This window comes from Singulisphaera sp. GP187, assembly GCF_900129635.1.
GTDB lineage: Bacteria > Planctomycetota > Planctomycetia > Isosphaerales > Isosphaeraceae > Singulisphaera.
In genome coordinates this window covers 3,182,248-3,201,898 of record NZ_FSRB01000001.1, presented here as the reverse complement: position 1 = coordinate 3,201,898, position 19,651 = coordinate 3,182,248, and the positions used below count along the sequence as shown (strand labels likewise).

General features: G+C 62.5%; 13 protein-coding genes and 2 pseudogenes. 6 read left to right on the top strand and 9 right to left on the bottom strand.

Features of this window, described 5'->3' with window-relative positions; all coding sequences use genetic code 11:
• Positions 1-64 precede the first annotated feature (64 nt).
• On the bottom strand, positions 65-1,819 hold the full coding sequence (locus BUS42_RS12550) for a GspE/PulE/PilB domain-containing protein (protein ID WP_074307201.1): 1,755 nt from the start codon (positions 1,817-1,819) through the stop codon (positions 65-67).
• A gap of 413 nt (positions 1,820-2,232) precedes the next feature.
• Between BUS42_RS12550 and BUS42_RS12545 the strand changes: the two genes are divergently transcribed.
• Complete coding sequence (locus BUS42_RS12545; RefSeq protein ID WP_074307200.1) at positions 2,233-2,472, top strand: DUF4287 domain-containing protein; 240 nt, start codon at positions 2,233-2,235, stop codon at positions 2,470-2,472.
• A 431-nt stretch (positions 2,473-2,903) separates the two neighbouring features.
• On the opposite strand, the gene BUS42_RS12540 is transcribed toward BUS42_RS12545, so the two are convergent.
• From BUS42_RS12540 to BUS42_RS12530, 3 genes and pseudogenes are all read right to left on the bottom strand, one after another.
• On the bottom strand, positions 2,904-3,509 hold the full coding sequence (locus BUS42_RS12540) for an FMN-dependent NADH-azoreductase (RefSeq protein ID WP_074307199.1): 606 nt from the start codon (positions 3,507-3,509) through the stop codon (positions 2,904-2,906).
• A gap of 66 nt (positions 3,510-3,575) precedes the next feature.
• Positions 3,576-4,064, bottom strand: coding sequence for a MarR family winged helix-turn-helix transcriptional regulator (locus BUS42_RS12535; RefSeq protein WP_074307198.1), 489 nt, complete (start codon positions 4,062-4,064; stop codon positions 3,576-3,578).
• A gap of 90 nt (positions 4,065-4,154) precedes the next feature.
• A pseudogene (locus BUS42_RS12530) lies at positions 4,155-4,637 on the bottom strand (NAD-dependent dehydratase); the annotation flags it as partial.
• Between BUS42_RS12530 and BUS42_RS12525 the strand changes: the two are divergent.
• A pseudogene (locus BUS42_RS12525) lies at positions 4,633-4,779 on the top strand (helix-turn-helix domain-containing protein); the annotation flags it as partial. The pseudogenes BUS42_RS12530 and BUS42_RS12525 overlap by 5 nt on opposite strands.
• Positions 4,780-5,690: 911 nt before the next feature.
• On the opposite strand, the gene BUS42_RS12515 reads toward BUS42_RS12525, so the two are convergent.
• The gene (locus BUS42_RS12515) at positions 5,691-6,836 is read right to left on the bottom strand and encodes an ISAs1 family transposase (protein ID WP_074304534.1); all 1,146 of its coding nucleotides are present in this window, start codon (positions 6,834-6,836) and stop codon (positions 5,691-5,693) included.
• A 553-nt stretch (positions 6,837-7,389) separates the two neighbouring features.
• Here BUS42_RS12515 and BUS42_RS46005 point away from each other — a divergent pair.
• The gene (locus BUS42_RS46005; RefSeq protein WP_256386141.1) at positions 7,390-7,521 is read left to right on the top strand and encodes a hypothetical protein; all 132 of its coding nucleotides are present in this window, start codon (positions 7,390-7,392) and stop codon (positions 7,519-7,521) included.
• Positions 7,522-8,042: 521 nt separating this feature from the next.
• Here BUS42_RS46005 and BUS42_RS12510 read toward each other — a convergent pair.
• The 4 genes from BUS42_RS12510 to BUS42_RS12495 all read right to left on the bottom strand — a co-directional run bounded on the left by BUS42_RS12510 (position 8,043) and on the right by BUS42_RS12495 (position 14,340).
• Positions 8,043-9,245 (bottom strand): MFS transporter, encoded by a 1,203-nt coding sequence (locus BUS42_RS12510; protein WP_074307197.1) that lies wholly within the window; start codon positions 9,243-9,245, stop codon positions 8,043-8,045.
• A complete protein-coding gene (locus BUS42_RS12505) occupies positions 9,242-10,051 on the bottom strand; it encodes a class I SAM-dependent methyltransferase (protein WP_074307196.1) in 810 nt (269 codons plus the stop codon). Before BUS42_RS12505 ends, BUS42_RS12510 begins: the two co-directional genes overlap by 4 nt.
• Before the next feature lie 105 nt (positions 10,052-10,156).
• Positions 10,157-11,959: an amidohydrolase gene (locus BUS42_RS12500; protein ID WP_074307195.1), complete on the bottom strand. Its 1,803-nt coding sequence runs from the start codon at positions 11,957-11,959 to the stop codon at positions 10,157-10,159.
• A gap of 68 nt (positions 11,960-12,027) precedes the next feature.
• Positions 12,028-14,340, bottom strand: coding sequence for a CehA/McbA family metallohydrolase (locus tag BUS42_RS12495; protein WP_074307194.1), 2,313 nt, complete (start codon positions 14,338-14,340; stop codon positions 12,028-12,030).
• Between the two features lie 304 nt (positions 14,341-14,644).
• Here BUS42_RS12495 and BUS42_RS12490 point away from each other — a divergent pair, with 304 nt between their 5' ends.
• The 3 genes from BUS42_RS12490 (at position 14,645) to BUS42_RS12480 (ending at position 19,593) form a co-directional block, all read left to right on the top strand.
• Positions 14,645-15,934, top strand: coding sequence for a DUF748 domain-containing protein (locus BUS42_RS12490; protein WP_074307193.1), 1,290 nt, complete (start codon positions 14,645-14,647; stop codon positions 15,932-15,934).
• 227 nt (positions 15,935-16,161) lie between these two features.
• Complete coding sequence (locus BUS42_RS12485; protein ID WP_074307192.1) at positions 16,162-16,695, top strand: tetratricopeptide repeat protein; 534 nt, start codon at positions 16,162-16,164, stop codon at positions 16,693-16,695.
• A gap of 369 nt (positions 16,696-17,064) precedes the next feature.
• Positions 17,065-19,593 (top strand): ATP-dependent Clp protease ATP-binding subunit, encoded by a 2,529-nt coding sequence (locus BUS42_RS12480; protein ID WP_074307191.1) that lies wholly within the window; start codon positions 17,065-17,067, stop codon positions 19,591-19,593.
• The last annotated feature ends 58 nt before the right edge of the window (positions 19,594-19,651 follow it).

The following is a 19,651-nucleotide window of genomic DNA, read 5'->3' as shown; positions in this document are numbered from 1 at the left end:
ACTGAGGTGTCTGGCGAATCAATCCCGATCCAAGCATGAGGCTCGAGCCGCGAGCCTCGCACGTTCAGGACGATTCTTCGGGCAAACCGTTCGAGCCTCGGTTCGGGTCGAGGTGAACGTGGGTGGCTCCCTTCGGCCCGCGGAGCTCGATGACCCGATCGGCCCGGTTCTGCGTCAGGAAGGCGGTCAGGTCGACTCCCATGTCGCGAAGCGACGCGAGGTGTTCACGCTGCTGGGCATCGCGCTGGGCGTGGAGCTGCTGGCGGAGATCGGCGTCGAGCTGACCCTGTTGCCGCTCGAAGCTCATGCGCGCCTCCCGGTCGGTGAGGCTCGCTTCCTGCTTCTTTCGGGCCAGCTCGAGGTCGTGCTCGACCTCGGACGTTTGCTCGTGCCGCCGCTTGCCGGCCCGGTGCATCTGGCTGTCGAGCTTGAAGTTCTCGAGGTCCTGCGCTTGCTGCTCGGTCGCTCGCTCCAGTTGGAGCCTCGTCCGCGCCTCGATCGCCTGATCGTGCATGAGCTGGAGCCGCTCGGGAGCGCCGTAGCCGCGGTAGACAACCTTGTTGAGCCGATAGCCGCACTGGGTCGCGCGTCCCGTAAGCTGGCGATAGGTCGCCAGCTCGTTGAGCTTGTCGGTATTCCGCTTGAACGACTCGAAGTCATGGCGGGAGGTGAAGTCGACGACGTCGCTGGTGGCTGCGTTCACGAAGTCGCCGATCGGGTCATGGGTCGTCTCCAGCATGGTCGTGATGTCGAGCAGCTCGAAGAAGATCATCAGGCGGATTGTGAGCACGGCGTCGTCCGCAGTCCGCACGTCAGTGACGTCGTGGTACATCTGGTCCGGCATCAGCCAGAGCTTTTGAAAGACCAGGCCGCCGGGCACCTTGCGGGCTCCCTGGGACCCGCCGTCCGAGGAGTGCCACGCGAACGTGTGCAGCCACTCGCCGGGCCGCGGCGTAAACAGCGTCGGACCGTTCTCGATCCGCCGCTGGACGGTGCTCGTCCCTTCCTTGCTGCTGTAGACGACCACCGCCTCCTTGGCTGCCACCTGGAGCGCTTCCTGGCGTGTCACCTCTTGATGGATCCGGGGATCGAACCAGACTTCGGCCGGTCCGGGCTGGTGTTCCTGCCGGCCGTCGCGGAAGCGAACGATGAGGTAATCGCCCGGGTGGGCGACGAAGTGCTGCATCGGCCTGAAGATGTTCTTGCCGCGCCAGACGCGTTTCGGCCCCACGATGACGTCCATCGTCCCGTTGGGACGCCGCATCAGGACGCGCTGGCCTTCTTCGATAACATAGGTGAACACGCCTGGATCTCCCACGGAACGAGTCGGATCGAGACCGGTCGGACCCGCGGCGGCAGGAGCGGGTCGGGGTTGCTCCCACTTGGAAACGGGAACAGGCGAACGGGACGCGGCCGCGCCACCCGTCGACCCCACTTCAGCGATGGCGGTGTCACAGAACTCTTGCAACATCGAGTCGACCGACTCCGACTCACCTCGGCTGCCGTAGTAGCGTTCGATCAGGGCGAGGATCCGCTCACGGGGGTACGGGATGAGCTGGATCTTCTTGGCCAGGACGAAGGTGAGCTTGTCAGCCAGGGCGATATCGAGGGGATCCACCGTCGCGACGACCAGGGTCTCTCCGCGCAACTTGACGGGGATCGCCAGAGTTTCTCGGGCGAGCGATTCGGGGAACAGCTCGATCAGCTTCCGCGGAATGGAGGGTTCGTGAACGTGGCCGTGCCGCACCGACGGCGCATCGGACGACCTGAGCTCGGCGTCATTCAGCGCTCCGCGTGCCCGGAGATAGCGGTATTCCATAACCTTGCTTTGATCGACTCGATTTCGTGCGGGAGATCGAGTGTTTGGATCCACACAAACAACACCACCTTGCACCCTTGCCATGCTAGCCTATGGCTTTGAGGCAAGCGAGAGTCCAGTTTCCCGGCCTAGGCTTGTCGGTTTCCCCGTTTCGGCGGTTGAAACGATCTTGGTGCTCAGGCTGCTACAGTGAATAACACAACGGTGGCAAGCTCCCAAAGAGGGTAAGACAGGAGGTCTGGCGAATTCGGCTGAGCCGGCAACAGTTTGCCCATCTTTGCTGAATCTCCCAGGCCTCTTAACTGGGGTGCCTGGCGACTCAATCCTGGCTACACAATCCGATACCCTTGGTATGATTCCGACGTCGAACGAGCCGAAGAAACGCCCCATCTTCTTTATAAAAAGGAGTTCAAGTGTCTTTTCAAGCCTACCTGGCCAACATCAAAACGAAAACCGGCAAAGGGCCGGATGACTTCAGAAAGCTCGCCGAGGAGAAGGGCTTCATGTCAGACGGTAAGCTCCGCGCCGACATCAAGGCAGGCCAGGTGGTCACCTGGCTCAAGGAGGATTTCGAGCTTGGTCACGGCCATGCCATGGCCATCGTGGCGGTGCTGAAGGGCACGAAGCAGGAAGGCGACGAATCGTCTGGTTGATGTGGACGGTTCTCCAGGGAGATGCATAGGGGCCGAGACGATCGCTGTGGATACCGTAATCCCGCCGAGGTCGAAGCGTATGGCGGCCGATAATGTCGTCCCACGCATCGGGATTCGAACACTAAAAGGGGGGGATGCTTCGCCTGGGCATGACGCGTGAGAAAGCTCAACCCCTACTCGGCCGGGACATACAGGGGCACGAGTATGACTTCACGGTTATGAACATGAGCCTATGGCGGCTGCACGTTAGATCTGCATTGTGATCAAAAGTGCGTGTGTTGACGCATCAACCTCTATGCCTCGGGAGTACTGTGACTCCAAGACGATCGCTCGCATGCGCGAGTGGAGCGGGTTGCCTCCGCTTCCCGATCCAGAGGCCTGACCCGCCCCGGCGGCACTCACTCCCTCGCTTGCGGCGACTGAGTCCGAAGTCAAACCAGAGCGGCGATGGCCGAGTGCGCCGCGTTCATTGAGGCAGCCCGGTTATCGCTCATGGCCAGGCCTTCGGCCCGCACGACGCGGATGTCGGTGATTCCGAGGAATCCGAACAGGATCCGCAGGTAGGGCTCCTGGTGATCGAACGACCCCATCGGCGTCTCGGAACCGTACAGCCCGCCCCTTGTGGAGACGATGATCACCTTCTTGCTGCCAGCGAGCCCTTCGACACCTTGCGGGCCGTATTTGAACGTCTGACCGGCGACGGTGATGCGGTCGATCCACGATTTGAGCTGGCTGGGGATCGTGAAGTTGTACATCGGAGCGCCGACGACAACGATGTCGGAAGCGAGGAACTCCGCCAGTGCCGCCTGCCCGAGCGCCACATCCCGCTGCAACTCCGGCGGCAAGTCGAGGCCCGTACCTTGCGCTGCGCCGAGGTGCCCGCCCGAGATGTGCCCCAGGGGATCGGCGGCCAGGTCGCGGTAAACGACCGTAAGGCCAGGTACGAGCCGAAGCTCCGCCTCGACGACTTCGGCCGTGAGCTGGCGGCTGGCGGAGTTGGCGCCCAGGATGCTCGAATCGACGTGGAGAAGTTGCATCTGACCTCCTGAAATGGTTTGATTTCAGACAGTCAAAAATTGAACTGTCTGGTCAAATAAAAAGGCTCAGTCCTCATCCTCGTTGAACGTGTCGTCGATGCGGCAGAGCAACTCGTGCAGGGTCTTCTGCTCCGCCTGCGTCAGGCCCTTGAGCACGCGGCCCGTCATGGCCATGTGCTCGGGCAGGATCTCACCGAGCTTCTGCTTACCGGCGGGGGTCATGTAGAGCCGGTGAAAGCGCTGGTCATCCGGGTCCGATCGGCGTTCGATCAGACCGGTGCCCTCCATCTTCTGGACCATCACGCAGATGTTGCCCTTCGTCAGCAACAGGCGTTCGGCCAGGTCCTGCTGGCTGATGCCCTCCCCATGGTTAAGGCAGAGCAACACCTCGAGTTGGGGGAGCGAGAGGCCGTGACGCTTGGCCAACTGCCCCCCTCTTGCGGTCATCCGGCCGAAGATGCGGATGAGCGTGGTCAACGCCGCATGCCCGCGATGTTCCGCTGGCACGTCGTGACCGCTGAGGATTCGCAGCTTGTTTTTACGTCCTGGCTCCATTGGTTCGATTTTAAACTGTCTTGCGGGGATGTCAAGGGAGGCCGTTCGACTTTGCCTGCCCTGACTCCCGGCGCTCCGGATCCGGCACTTTCAACCCCCGAAATCGTCCCTATGCCCGAGATCGTCGATGAGCCCGGCCTTCTGGGTCGGGTGCCAACTCAGCCGTTGCTGAGTCAGTGCGCTTGACGCTGGCATATCCATCCCAGCGAAGAACTCAAGCCAGCCGAAGTGACTGGCGGCCTCCTCGAGGGACAGGGCGACGACCGGAATCCTCAAGCCCCGGCCGATCGCCTCCGCGATCTCTCGGGCCGGAACGCCCTCCTCGGCGACCGCGTGATACCTTGCCCCAGCCGTTCCCTTCTCGAGCGCCAGCCTGGAGAGAAGCGCGGCATCGCGCCGGTGCACTGCGGGCCAGCGGTCGAGCCCGTCACCGACGTAAGTCGAGACGCTCTTTTCGCGAGCGACGGTGATCGAGTAGGTGGCGAGGCCTTGCTTGAACGGATCATGGACCTGCGGCAGGCGCACCACCGCCATGCGACCACCACGCGCCGCGAGCGTCTCTGCCGCGAATTCCGGCGATTCCATTGCGGTCATCTGTCTATCGCTCGGCTACGAGTCCGAAAGCGCCTTCAGCACGGCCTTCAAGAGGCTTATGGGCTGTTGTTCACCGCGGCAATATCGCCGTGGCCGGAACTTGGCTACCGCTTCGCCTTAGCGAGGGGAAGGGAGTGGGCGACCCCTACCCAGCGCGACGGTGGCCCAGCTCCAAAAGAGGGCAAGACGGGGAACCTGGCGAATTCAGCCGAGCCGGCCACGGCTCGCCCAGCATTGCTGAGTCTCCCAAACCTCTTGTATTGAGGTGCCTGGCTACTCAATGCTCTCGGTCACTCATCTAAACTGAATCACCCATGCGCCCCAGTTGAGGTGCCTGGCTATGACTATGCCTGGAAAGTTTGGGAGATTTAGCAGAACTGTGAATTTGTCCGTGAGTCTTGGCAACTTACTCAAGTCTCACGGTTTGCCCTGTTTGAGTGCATGGCCACTGACTCACCCTGACTCACCCCCCCTCCTGCTAAGAGAAGTGCGTGGTGGCCACGGAGGATCGTCGGGCGATCATCGGGTTACTCGGGGTCGCTGGGCTGGATGAGCTGCTACCGGAGAGGTGAACGCATCGCAAGAAGTTAGCCCTCCTCTCCGCTACAAGCCCATCGCTTCAGGATTCGAGCGAAAGGCGGCCAGCCTCGCGGACATTCTCACCTTGGTCACGAGCGAGTCTAAACCTAGGAAGCAGAATGTGGTCACCCTGACGGAGGCCGGGGGCACCAGGCATTGGATCAACGGCTCCTGGAGCAGAGAGGGTATCTCTGTCAGAACGACTGGGTTTGGGTAATTCCCTGGGTTTTCAAGCTGCTGTTCCTTCGATAACTTCCAGAAGCACGCCTTCTGCTCTTTTGTGCGATTCGCGGCGTAAGTGTAAGGCCCCATCGGCATCCGGATCTCTGGATTGGCGAGTTCGCACATCTCCATCAGGGCGTCAGCATCTTCGAAACACGCCCGTTGCTCTTTGGAGGAGTATCCCAGCGAACGTTGCCAAAAGGCTGGCCAGAAGGGCAAGGCCAGCGCATATCAAAGTGGCTGCAATGAAAGAACTTGTGTAAGATAGTCCGTATTGATCATACAGGACATCATCTTGCCGCGAAGACTATCCTTGTCGGGATGACGCTTCAGGAGCGTCACGGCGAACCGCCGAAGCCAGCTCAAATTGTTCCCCAAAGTTCGCTCGCGAGTGCGGTGCTCGTCCTCGCGAAAGTTGACATCCAGGACCCAATGCATCGACTCGATGCCCCAGTGTCCGCGCACCGCTTCGCCGAACCGCTTGCCACTGAGATCGCAAGTGCTCAGATAGTAACGCATCTCCTCCGACTCCGTACCGTCGGCATGCCGCGTGACTCGCACCGAATAGCCGATCGCTTTGACCCACGGCCACTCTTTCCCCGGGGCGAAATCACTGGGCACCTTGGCCAGAAGATAGGCCCGTTCGTCGATGCGGCCGTGCCCGTCATCGCGGGTCTCGTGATATTGATACCGGAGGTCTTCCAGGTCGCGTTCCATGTGGTCGGAAAAGAACGACTGGATCGCTGCTGCAAGCTTCGGCTGGTTGTCTTTGACGGCGATCACGCAGTCGCCCTTGCCAGTGACGATCTGCTTGACGATCTCTTTCTGGCAGCCCATCGCGTCGATCGTAATGAGCGTACCGGCGAGGTCGATCTGGTTGAGGAGTTGCGGTATCGCCGTGATCTCGTTGGACTTGGCGTCGGTGGCGACCTGGCCCAGTGCGATGCCCTCCTCGCTGGCCCAGGCGCTGACAATGTGGAGATTGCCGAGGCCTTTGGCCTTGTCGTGCGACCCGCGACAAGCCTTGCCGTCGATGGCGACGAGACGGTGGGGATTGTTGACGTCGACCGGAATCGCCTCACAGATCCAGGCTTGAAAGACGCGTTGAAACGCTTCGGGCTTGAGCGTCATGAGCAAGCGTCGGATGCAGTCCCGGGAGGGGATGCCGTTGGGCAGAGTGAGATGCAGGGCCAGCCAGGATTCTCGGTTCTTGGCCCATCGATGGATGGCGGTGGGTCCATCGCAGCCACAGATGACGGCGCAGACCGCAATGACGGCGATATCGACCAGCAAGTGCTTGCGATTGCGTGTATGACGGGGATCGGAGAGCGATTCGAAGTAGGAACCGATCGAAGCCACGTCGACAAACTTGGCCATGAGACGAGATCCTGAGTTCGGTCCGTGTCCAACCTCCACGCGCCAAGTGTCGAGGCAGGCGATCACGAAAACCGTATCTCAGGATATCGAGTTGAATCCTCTCGCGCTAGACCGCCTAAACCGTACAGCTATGCGCGCTGGCCTTGGCCAGAAGGGCCGGTTTCTTATGCCCACGACCCAGGCGGGGCCATTGCCCCTCTTTAGAATGAACGAGTGCAAGTGCGGTACGCCGTAGCGGTGGGCCTGCCAGGCAGCGACCGTTAGATGCAGGGCGAGGCCGGAGCAGAGGACGATGACCATCATCTGCTTGATCGTGAAGGCTGGAAGCCGCATGTATCCTCCGTGTTGGTTGGCCGCTCTGTGGGGCATTTTATCCCAGCAGTTCAATTTGGGCGATGCCTGACGGCCCGGGCTGTCCGCGGTGGGGAGAGGCTAACCATTCGGGCGTCCCGGCAAGTGCCGGCGGTTCCCCTCCGCTGTTCGCTCGATCGAGCGAAGGGAGGGGCTTCTCCGGGATATCTAACCCAGCACCATTCCCCTAAGGAGGTGAGCCATGACTTACGACGAAGCAATGAAACTGGTGGATCGGGATCGCGATTGGCTGATTCGGCGAGCGGGCTGGGACCGGATGATGGCGGTGTCGCTCATTGAGAAAGATTTTAATGATGAAGATGCCGAAGGATGAGTGTCAGTTGGTCCGGGAGAAGTGGTTTGGGAAGGCGATATGATTGCTGCCCGCTGGGAGCTGGATAATGCGGAAGGAACGCCTACAGGGACTTGGGGAATCTTCAAGCCTGGAATTGAGCGCGTAAAAGGGGTTCTCCCGCAGTCTTGATGATCACAGCCCTTCTTCGGCCCGGAACGACTTGGTGAACCCCTTGAAAACAAGGATTACCGCACCGGTTGGTTGCCTTCGATCATCAAAAGTGCGGGAGAACCCCTTTTACGCGTTCAGTTCCAGAAGGCGACGGCTCCCGAGTTCACGTCCTTCTCAACGAGTCGGAGGCGGTCTTCCATCGGCCCATTCTCAGAAGAAAACAAAAATGTTTTCATGAGAAAAAATGTTTATTTAATTGTGCTGTAGCATGAGCATCGATTCGGCGGATCCGGGCCACCCGGGGCTGGGCGGAAAACCTGGTAATGTGGCGACAGTCTCGTCTCATCGACGCTTCCAGGGGACGGTCCCCTTGTCACGAGGTTGCGGTACTACTGCGTTTGGTTGGTCCTCAAAAATGAAGGTTGTATGTCCTGGTGTTCCGTCTCGCCGTCAGGCAACCAGACGCAGAGGAGGCTCGAACTTGCGCAGGCTAAGGCATACGTTATCAATGCCAACTCCGGCATGTGGAGCCGGTTGGCGAGCGATGTGGTCAAGGCCACGAGGATGCCGCCGATGCCCCAGGTTACGCCCATCGTGATCGAGCTGGCGATTCGCTGACCCTCGGGCATCAATCGCTGGCCGTAGCTGACCAGGATCGGCATGGTCGCTCCCAGGAGGAAGCCCCCGATCGAGACGCTCAGGACGAGCGCTTGGACGTTGACGAACGGGCAGATCCCGATCAGCGGGGCGACGACGAGCGGGAGTTGCCAGAGCACTCGTCGTTCCATTCCGCGACGCACGAACAAGGCGCACCCTAGGCTCCCGGCGCCGATGCCCCCCAGGAAGGTCGACTGGACGATGCCGATGAAGTCGTTCGAGTTTCCCCTTGCCTTCAGGAGGTACGAAAGCGCGAGCGGGACCCCCAAGGCGGGTAGGACCCGCAAGATTCCAATCGCAAGGACCATCGTGAGCGCTGGGCCGCGACCGCGCACCAGGTCCGCGAGTGGAACCACGGGCCGTGCTTGCTCCGGTTTGGCGACGCGCGCGGGATCACGCAGGCCGAGGACCAGGAGGCCGAGAATCGGCAATCCCCAGATCAGGCTCCAGACGAGGGCGGGCAAGCCGAAATGGGTGGTGATGACGCCGCTGTAGATCGGCCCCGCCGCCTGGCCCAGGTAGCCGCCCACCGCGAAGACGGACATCGCTCGGCTCCGGTCGTGGGGAGCGCACGAGCCGGCGAGTGCGGCGGCTTCGGGGTGGAAGGCGGCGATGCCCAGGCCGCCCACGATCAAGAGCGTGCTGAGCGCCGCGAGGTTGGCTGCCAGGCCGATCAGGCTGAGGCAGAGCAAACCCACGGCGGGGCCGACCCAGAGGAGCCACCCTCGAGGACGTCGATCGCCCCAGTAGCCGAATCCGAGTTGACTGACCGAGGTGGCCAAGCCCCAGAGCACGTAGGCCCACTGGATCGAGCCGTCCTGGAGCGCCAGGCTGCGCTGAAGGTCGGGCCAGAGGGGCTGAACGAAGGCCGCAAACGCATCAACGAGTCCGTGCACCAAAGTCAAGACGATCAAGACGCGAGGCAGCGATTTCAAGCGTGCCCCGCTTCCGCTTTCACTTGACTGTTGGTTGTCTCGATCGCGCTTGGTTTGACCCCGCGCACGATTGCCCGGAAGCAATCGATCCGGAGCGCTCCGCCGGTCATGAGGGTGGGGTGGAAGCCGCGAATCCCCGGGTTGGCGAGCAGTCGCGTTCGCACGTCGGCTTTGGAGAGGGCAGGGGTGCCCCGGTCAAACCATTCGTCGAAGTCGAGCGTGAACCGTTCCTCGACCATCCGGACGTCGATCAGGCCGGCCTCACCGAAGAGGTCGACGAGGTCGCCTGCCGTCAGGTTGCGGGTGTGCGTCTTGTCGCGGCCGCGTTCGAGCTCTTCGTGAAGCGCGGAGCGGTCGGGATCGAGGTCGGTCGTGTGATCGCTGAGCACGAGAATTCCGCCGGGGCGGAGCAGCGCAACTTGGCGGGCGATGAACCCTGGCTGGTCATCGACGTGATGGAGCACGTAACGCGAGACGGCCGCGTCGAACGGGCCGCCGAGCGAAGGGTCGGTGACGGACAGCCGTTCGAATCGGGCACGGTTGCCGAAGGCTGCACAGCGACGGCGGGCGCGGGCGATCATTTCCGTGGAGAGGTCGACCCCGACGACACGATGCCCTGCGTTCAGGAAGGCCTCGGCGACCAGGCCCGGCCCGCAGCCGGCATCGAGCACCAGGCAATCCGCCGCCAGGTCGGCCTCGCGAACCAACCGCGCGAGCGCTGCGGGATCGCTCTGGACGGGGGCGAATTCGAACTTTTCTGCCTGGCCATCGAAGGCGGAAGCCAGCGCCTGATTGTGCTCGGACATCAACGGGTCTCGAAAAAATGATTGAGAAACCGGCGGCTCAGTCGGTGGATTTCGAGGCGAGTGAAGCTTCCCTATTGTTGGCTTCACGTCCATGCTTGGAAGAAATCAACGCGACTGGTAGACGATCGAGCCGCCGACCATGGTCCAGAGGACCTCGGTGGTCTTCAAGTCATTTTCGGGGCAGGTCAAGGGGTCACGATCCACCAGGATGAGGTCGGCGAGCTTGCCCGGTTCGATGGAGCCTTTGCGATGCTCCTCGAAGTGGAGCCGGGCATTGTTGATTGTGTAGAACCGGATCGCCTCGGCACGTGTCAGTTTTTGGTCGGGGTTGAAGACGCCGATTCCCTCAGCCTGGCGGGTGACGGCGATCCAGATTCCGAGCCAAGGGTCCCAGGGGTTGGTGGCTCCTAGGGCATCAAGGCGGATCATATGATCGCTGCCGCCGCCGATTGTCAGGCCGGCGTCGAGCCACTTGCGGTATGGGTGGAACCAGGCCATGCGCTTGGGCCCGAGGACCTCGAGCAGGGTGCGAGTGTCGAGGCCGAGCCAGGCGGGCTGGATGTCGGCACCGACACCGAGGTCGACGCAGCGTTGCAGGTTCTCGGCCGTTGTGAAATTGGCGTGTGTGATCAGCCAGCGGCGGCCGCGGATTCCGACCGTTCGGTCGGCCCGGTCGTAGGCCAGCAGCAGTTCATCCATGGCCGCCTCGCCGGCCGCGTGCGCGGTCATTTGCCAATCCCGCCGCGCCGCTTCCTCGGCGATGATCGCCAGCATTTTCGGTTCGACGAACAACTGGCCGCGGTAGTCGGGTTCGGTAATCTGGTAAGTGGGCCCCACGCCCCATGGTTCGCGCATCGCAGCGGTACCGTTGAGCATTCCACCATCAAGGAATACTTTCATCGGGCCGATCCGGACCCAATCGTCGCCGACACCGCTCGGCCCGTTGGGCTCGTTCTCGGTGGCGTACCCCGCCAGGTCGTTGAGCTTCTTGACGATCTTGTCGCGATCTTCGAAGGGGGGTGTGAGGATCCGGGTGGCATTGACCCGGACGGTCAATTCCCCATCGTCGCGGAGCCGTCGGTAGAGCCGGAGCGCGGGGCCGCTCGCCCCTCGGTCGGCGATACTGGTCAGGCCCCGCGTGTTGTAGCGGCGGAACAGGTCCTTGACGCGTGCGCTGTCCGGCTCACCGTCGTCGGAATAGGCGTCGCGCGGCAGCCCTTTGAGGACCGAGTAGGCATTGCGGAGCATGCCCGTCGGTTCGTTCGTTTCGGGGTCCTTGACGATCGTTCCCGCCGGTGGGTCGGGCGTGTCCTGGGTGATCCCCGAGAGCGTCAGCGCCTTGGAATTCACGACCCCCGCGGGGCCCCCTTGGTGGAGCACCGGATGGTCGGGAGCGATTGCGTCGAGCTCGGCCCGGGTCGGGAACCGGCGCTCGCGGAGCCGCGTCGGGAACGCGTAGCGCACGACGATCCATGTGCCCTTTTTTTGGGTGTTGACTCTTTCGGTAATATAAGTCTTGATATCGTTGAGTGAAGCGAATGAAGGGATCGGGTGATCCTTCTCGCTCGACGCCGCGCCGAGCGGGTGGACGTGGCTGTCGTAGAGACCGGGCAAGAGCGCCTTGCCTCCCGCGTCGATCTTTCGCGTCATCGGCCCCGCCAAGGCGTCGACCTCGGCGTTGGTGCCGACCGCCACGATCCGGTTTCCCTTGAGCGCCACGGCCTCGGCGATTCGGTCATCACGATCGACGGTGATGACCTTGGCATTGCGGATGATCGCGTCCGGCTTGCCGTTGTCTGCCGCTGCCGCCCTCGCCTCCGCTCCCGCGGTGTGAACCAGGGCTGAGCTGAGAAGAAGTCCCTGCGCCACCGCAAGGATCGGTCGGTGTCCGGAAAAGGAAAGGTTCATGAAATCCTCGTGGAACGGGCCTTGTGCCCGACGGTCATCGGATGCGAAGAGGCGCGTGCGACTCCGTCTCAGTCTTCGACCGCCTCCGCCAAGATCGCCTTGTAGGCGCGACGCGCCTTGTCATAAGCCGCGGTGGCCGCCTCGCGTTCGTTGGCCCGGATCGCTCGCTCTTTCCGCGACCAGCACTGATCGACGCTTTTGAGGCACCATTCGGCCGATTTCTTCGATGCGCGGATGGGCTTGCCGCCGACCGGGACGAACACTGGGTTCGTGTGCGAGGTCGGATAAATCCGCAGCGCAATCCAACTCGATCGTTCGATCGCGACGTCGAATGAGACGTCCCGGAACGATCCGTCGGCCACGATTTCCGTCCGGGCGACGGGAAGGCCGTTGACGACGACCTCCACGGGGACGGTTCGCCCCGCCCCGATCCGGGCGCGTTCGACGTCCCAGTACGGTTGCACGTCGAGCGGCTTGCTCCGCAGGGCCTCGAGCGCGGGGGTGAGCGTGGGCTCGAGGTAGGCGGCCACCCGGGCCGACACCTTGACCGTCCCTGGTTTTGTCAGCGGTCGCTCACTTCCCGACTCGCCCACGGCGACGTCATCCACCCGGAAGTCGACCAGGTGGCTCTTGCCGTCCGAGACGTAGGAGCGGCCGAGCTTGATCCCGTCAACCCAGCGGTCGAAGTCGAGTTTGCCGTCGGCGAGCTTGACGTAAGCGCGACCGAGGCCGACACGCGCGTCGTAGATGCAGGGGAAGTCGGTCTCGCCGCTGATCGGGACTCGGTAGCCGCAGTTGAGCGTGTGGTACCAGATATTGAGCTCCCAGGGGGCGGGCGTGTCGACGGCGGAAAGGAAGTCGACTGCGTCGTGGACGACATCCACGATGTATTCGTTCGCCCCGATGCCGTCGAACGGAGGGACGTCGTAGGAGGGAAGTTTGCCGTCGGCCGTCCGCAAGCCCCAGCCCGAGTGGGAGAAGCCGACGACACCCCCTTGAGTCTTTCCCCAGATCAGCACCGGTAGGTCCCAGCTCGGCCACTCTTCGATTCGGGTGGTGTTGGGATAGTCGTCCTCCTTCAGTCGCAACAGACAGAGATGGCCGGCGTGCGACGAAGGGAACCCAGAGACTTCGATATCATAGCGCATCAGGTGGTCGGGGGTCGAGAGCGGGTGGAGTTTGCCATCGAAGTTTGCCTTCTGAGCGTACCAGCACGGCCCCCAGCTCAAGACGCATCCGACGTTGAGGTCTTCACCCAGGATCTGCCGCATCATCGACTCGGGGCCGACCCCCTCGGTTGGGCTCTCGTAGTGGCTGCAACCGGCCGCATGAATGTGGTGGTCTCCCGAGAACCAGTTCAATTTGGCGAGGTGCGCCCACCGCTTGAGTGGAAACGACTCGCGGTGCGACTCCGCGTGAGGGACTGTGATCGACTTTTTGAGCGTCAGGTACTCGGGACCGCGGCTGACTTCGACCGAATAGGTCCCCGGCGCCAGCAGGACGGTTTCGCCCGACTGGCGGTAGACTTGCGGGTGGAAGAAGAAGTCAGGTGCCAGCCGGCGGGTCTGTGACGGATAGACGCGTCCCTGCGCGTCGCGGAACAGGAACGAGGCAGTGACCGGCCGGCCGTCATCGCTGTCGTGATCGTCCTGGACGTCCAGGGTCACCGGCACCGCAGGCGCGCACTGGAAAAGGATGTCGAGGTCGCTACGAAGGCCGAGATCCTGCGACCCCTGCCCGACGTCGAACCGGAGCTTGGCCTCGCGGCGGCCGGAGTCGCGACTCGCGATCTGGAGCACACGATACTCCAGCGCCAAGCCCGAGAGGGGCCGGAGCATTGGCCGATCCTCGAACATGGCGAAATCGAGCCAGCGCTGAACGACGTCGGCCGGAGCGACCGAGGGCTTCGGGTCGGGTTTGCCCGACGATCGCCGGTACACGGGGGCGGCGTTCGGGCTCTGCGCCTTGAGGGGAGCGGTCACGCCCGCCTCGTTCTGGACCTTGACCAGGAAAACGCGCCAGCCGTGCTGGACCAGGTTGGCGGTGGCGGGACCTCGCGTGGCCTTGACTCGGCTCTCCGGGTTGATGGTGACGCCGAGCAGGCAGAGTGGGTCAAGGATCTCCTGGATCTCGCGAATCGCCTGGGCCTGGTCGGAACCATTGAGCACGCGTTCCAACTGGGCTTTAAGCCCGGGAGGGAGCGGCTGCCCCAACAGGTCAAAAGCTTCAACGATCCGGCGGACTTGCGCGGAGAGGGGCTGGAATTCGACCTCGTCCACCCGGGGCAACGGGTCGGCGCGGGTCGGCGCGACCGTTCCGGCGAGGAGGATCAGGAGCGAACCCAGGGGGCGGGAGCGACGCCAAACGGAGAGAAGCGACATCGTCGAACTCCGTTGATCCAAAGAAGAAAAGCGAAAGAACCGCCGCGGATTGGGAGCGAGGGCATCCGCCTGGCCGATTCTCTTGGTCTAACCGGTCGGTCCTCACCATACAATGGCCGACTCGCGCTTCCCCTCGAAGCGGCAAACTGCGATTGCCGGGTTCCCCCACTTGGGTTATGGTCCCTCGCCTGTCGGCCTGAGAATCGGAGTGGTGCGGAGAACCCTGGCCGTTGGGTCGGGAGCGTTCCGGAACTATCATTCCGCCCGGCACGAACACTCCGGGAGATCAAGGGAGGATTGCCCCATGAAGCGCAGTCGCGTCCGCCTGCGGAGGCTGGTCCCGCTGGCCTTTCTCTTGATTCCCCCGCTGTTTTGGGCCACCGTCCTGGCGGTCACGCCCACCGAATGGGCCCGGACGCGAATCCTGGCTCTGATCGAGGAAGAGACCGGTCGGCCGATCCGCCTGGGTGGCCTGAAGCTGGGCGTGTGTGGAGGGGTCTATCTCCGTGACCTGGAGATTGGCACCACCGGATCCACCACGGACCCATGGTTCAAGGCGGCCTCGGCCCGGATCGACGTCAGCGTGCTTCAGCTCCTGGCCGGGCATCTGGAACCGAGCAAGATCGAGGTGAGCGGCCTCGCCTTGCGGGTGCTCCGCCGCGACGACGGCACGTTGGAGCTGGCGGACCTGCTGATGCGGGCACCGACCAAGCCACGGTCCTCGGCGGTCGACTCCACCGAAGCCCCCGCGGCGCTCGACATCCTGCTTTGCGATGGGCAGATCACGATTATCGACGAACCGAGCCGGACCCATCTGAACCTGACCAAGATTCAGGGGCATGTCGCCTGGCAAGGGCGACAGTTGAACATTCAGCACCTCCAAGGCAGTCTCAACGGCGGGATCCTCGAGTTGGCCCTCGCGCTCGACCGCACCACGAAGGAGCCTGTCTTCGAATCGCGGATTCGCGCCCATAACGTCGAGCTCGACCAGGGGTCGAATACCCTGGTTTACTTGCTCCCGATCCTCGCCGGCACGACCGATGTCGGCGCCATGGACGGTCGGCTCGACGCCAACCTCTATGTGAAGGGGCAAGGGGCAACCCATGAATCCCTGCAACGTTCATTGACGGGGCAGGGGAGCATCCTCGTCGATTCGATCGCCCTCGAACGGTCGCGCTTCTTTGTGGAACTCAAAAATTTGATCGACCTGCCGGACACGGTGCAAGTCGGTTCCGTAAAGAGCGACTTCACGATTCAACGGGGCCGCGTCGCGACGGACAACCTGACCCTCGAGATTGCGAATCTGCCGATCGTTATGGCTGGTTGGACCGACTTCGACGGTAAACTCGACTACCAGGTTCGCTCCGATAGTCTCACCGACCGACTTCCCGATCAGGCCCGTGAGCTGCTCGGCGAACTGTCGATCGATACCCGCGACCTCTCCGCACTCCGGGTCCGCGGCACCTTGCAGGCGATGCAACTCTCCGTCGCTCCCGGGTTACTGGGCCAATCGGGAGCCTCCGGCGGTCGAGGGGCCGAACGCGAGCGACTGCGTGACCTTGGCCGCCGCATGCGCGAGCGGATTCTGCGCTGAGCCGCACCTCCTCACCGCTCCGGCTTCGAGCGAGTCGCTCAAGGGGTTGCCTCGGCTCTTTTTTTCGGATGATCGAGCAGGATGGCGAAACTGCGATGAGTACGCCGTTCGGGTGTGCTGCCGCTGGGTCGTCAATCCTCGTAAGCTTGATTCCCCCCGGAGCGTTGATTACAATCCGGAGTGTGGAATAAGGACATTCGCCTGATCGTTTTGGAAGGAGCCAAACGTTGCCCAGGCGTCTTTGGATCGCGGCTCTGAGCGTTTGGCCGGGAATGCCCCAAGTGTGGTCAGGACAAGAAGTTCTGGGGCTGATCCTGGGCATTACGTTTGCGGCGATCTTGAACTTCGCGATGGTGGCCCGGTTCATTTGGACCGAGTCGTTCGCGTCGGGTTGGCCCGATTTCTTCGCGGCCTTGGCGATTTGCCACTGGCTGACGAGTTTAGGATACACGCTTTGGTGGGTCTGGCTGTGCCATCCGGAACGGCATCGTGCCGAGATCGACCATCTGTTTCGCGAAGCGATGGAATACTATCTGCAGGGACATTGGAATGAGGCGCGGAGACGTTACGAGCGGATCTTGTCCATGGATGAGACGGACGCCGACACGTTCATGCAGCTCGGAACGCTCTACGTCCGGGTGGAGCAGCCCGTCTTGGCCCGGCGGGCATTCCGTCAGTGTCTCGAGCTCGAGGGGGGGGCCAAATGGCGTTGGGAAATTCAGCAGTCCTTGACCCGAATCGGCGAGGGATCCTCCTCGTGAGTTCGGGGCCTTGTTGACGGCATGGTCTCGCTCATGGTTCCTTGGTCAACGGTAGGCGGAGAACGGGATTCGTGATCGGAGCCCGAGTCGTCGATCCCGGCTCTTTGTGCCTTTTTTTTCGGAGTCGATGCCCAGGCCATCTATAATGGAGTGAGCCACCGGCGGAGTTCGGAGGTAAAGCGCGGCGCTAACGGGTGGTCAGACCACCCCTCGGAACCGTTGCGAGACGGGCCGGGATGGAATGGCGTCGCGTGGATTGGGCTGACCTGCTTGATGAACGTTTGACACCCTTGGTCCGTATTATTGCTCGGGACGTTTTGAGCAGGCCCTGAACCGGGGTGTCCCGGTAGAACCGTCGGAGTCGACCGCATGTATGAACGCTTCACCGATCGTGCCCGCAAGGTGATGCAGCTTGCGAACCAGGAGGCGCAGCGCTTTAACCACGAGTACGTCGGCACAGAACACGTCCTGCTCGGCCTGATCAAGGAGGGCAGCGGCGTTGCCGCGAATGTCCTGAAAAACCTGGATGTCGACCTCAGAAAGATTCGCAATGAGGTCGAGAAAATCGTTCAGGCTGGACCGGACATGGTCACGATGGGCAAGCTGCCCCAGACGCCTCGGGCCAAGAAGGTCATCGAGTACGCGATCGAAGAAGCTCGCAACCTGAATCATAATTACGTGGGGACCGAACACTTACTGCTTGGCCTGTTGCGCGAGCAGGAGGGTGTGGCCGCTCAAGTTCTGATGAACTTGAACCTGAAGCTGGACGAAGTGCGCGAGGAGGTGCTCAACTTGCTCGGTCACGGGATGGACGCTGGCGGCGGTGAAGGGGAACGCGCCGCAGGCGCAAAAGGCAGTAAATCCAAGACTCCGGCCTTGGATTCGTTTGGCCGCGACCTGACCGATCTAGCCCGGCAAGGGAAGCTGGATCCGGTCATCGGTCGCCAAAATGAAATCGAGCGGGTGGTCCAGATCCTCTCGCGACGCCAGAAGAACAACCCCGTCCTCCTTGGTGAGGCCGGTGTTGGCAAGACGGCGATCGTCGAAGGCCTCGCGCAGATGATCATCGACGGCAACGTCCCCGAGTTGCTGCGTGATCGACGGATCGTGGTCCTCGACCTGGCCATGATGGTGGCCGGTACCAAGTACCGCGGCCAGTTCGAAGAGCGCATCAAGGCGGTCATGAACGAGGTCCGTCGCGCCAAGAATACGATCTTGTTCATCGACGAGTTGCACACCCTGGTCGGTGCCGGCGGCGCCGAGGGGGCCATCGACGCGTCCAACGTCCTGAAACCGGCGCTGGCCCGCGGCGAGGTCCAGTGCATCGGCGCGACGACGCTCGACGAGTACCGCAAGTACATCGAGAAGGACGGTGCGCTGGAGCGCCGCTTCCAGACGATCATCGTCGAGCCGCCGTCCAAGAGCGAGGCGTTGGAGATCCTCCGCGGTCTCCGCGACCGCTACGAGGCGCACCACCGCGTCCAGATCACCGACGAGGCCCTCGAGGCGTCGATCGAGCTCTCCGACCGGTACATCACCGGCCGTTGCCTGCCGGATAAGGCCATCGACGTCGTCGACGAGGCCGGTGCCCGCGTCCGCCTCAAGGCGATGACCCGGCCCCCGGACCTCAAGGAGCTCGACGACCAGATCGAACGGCTCAACCAGGACAAGGAAGAGGCGGTCGCCAACCAAGACTTCGAGCGCGCCGCCGCCCTCCGCGACCAGGCCGACAAGCTCAAGAAGAAGAAAGAGACGATCAATCGCGAGTGGCGCGAGCGCTCCAAGGAAGTGGACGGGACGGTCGACGAAGAAGTCGTCGCCGAGGTCATCAGCAAGATGACCGGGATCCCGCTCACGCGGCTTGAGGCCGAGGAAACCGGCCGGCTCCTCCGCATGGAAGAGGAGATCCAGAAGAAGGTCATCTCCCAGACCGAGGCGATCAAGCGGATCAGCCAGGCGGTGCGCCGCAGCCGGTCCGGCTTGAAGGATCCGAAACGGCCGATCGGCTGCTTCATCTTCGCCGGGCCGACCGGTGTCGGTAAGACCTTGCTCGCCAAGGCGCTTGCCGAGTTCATGTTCGGTGATTCCGACGCCTTGATTCAGATCGACATGTCGGAATACATGGAGAAGCACAACGTTTCGCGGCTGATCGGCGCCCCTCCGGGCTACGTCGGCTACGAAGAGGGGGGCCAGCTCACCGAGAAGATCCGCCGCCGCCCCTACGCGGTGGTCTTGCTCGACGAGATCGAGAAGGCGCACCCCGACGTTTACAACATGCTCCTCCAGATCATGGAAGAGGGCCGGCTGACCGACAGCTTTGGCCGCAACGTCGACTTCAAGAACACGATCATCATCATGACCACCAACGCCGGGGCCGAAGCGACCTCGACGACCAATATCTTCGGGTTCGACCGTGGCCGCGACGACGCCGCCACCTACGAGACCATGAAGGATCGGCTCAAGGTGGCCATCGAGAAGTACTTCCGTCCCGAGTTCCTCAACCGACTCGACGACGTCATCGTGTTCCACTCGCTGAACAAGGACAACCTCAAGCAGATCGTCGACATCGAGCTGGCCAAGGTCCGCAGCCGGCTGGCCGATCGCGGTCTGGCGCTCGTGCTCACCGACGAGGCCAAGGACTACTTGATCGTCAAGGGATACAACCCCGACTACGGGGCGCGTCCGTTGCGGCGGTCGATCGAGAACTACATCGAGGATCCGCTCAGCGAAGAGATCCTTCGCGGTACGTTCAAGGGCAAGGACACGATCACCGTCATCCTCGAGGGTGACGATGAGTCGAAGAAGCTCAAGTTCGATGCCACGACCAAAAACGAGTCGAAGGACCTGGCCGGCGTGGGCGGCGGCTCGCCGCCCGCGACCGAGTCGAAAGGATCCTGACCGGTTCGTCTCCGCTTGAACGGAACGACCAAGCTCACAACGGGGTGGAAACGGTGCA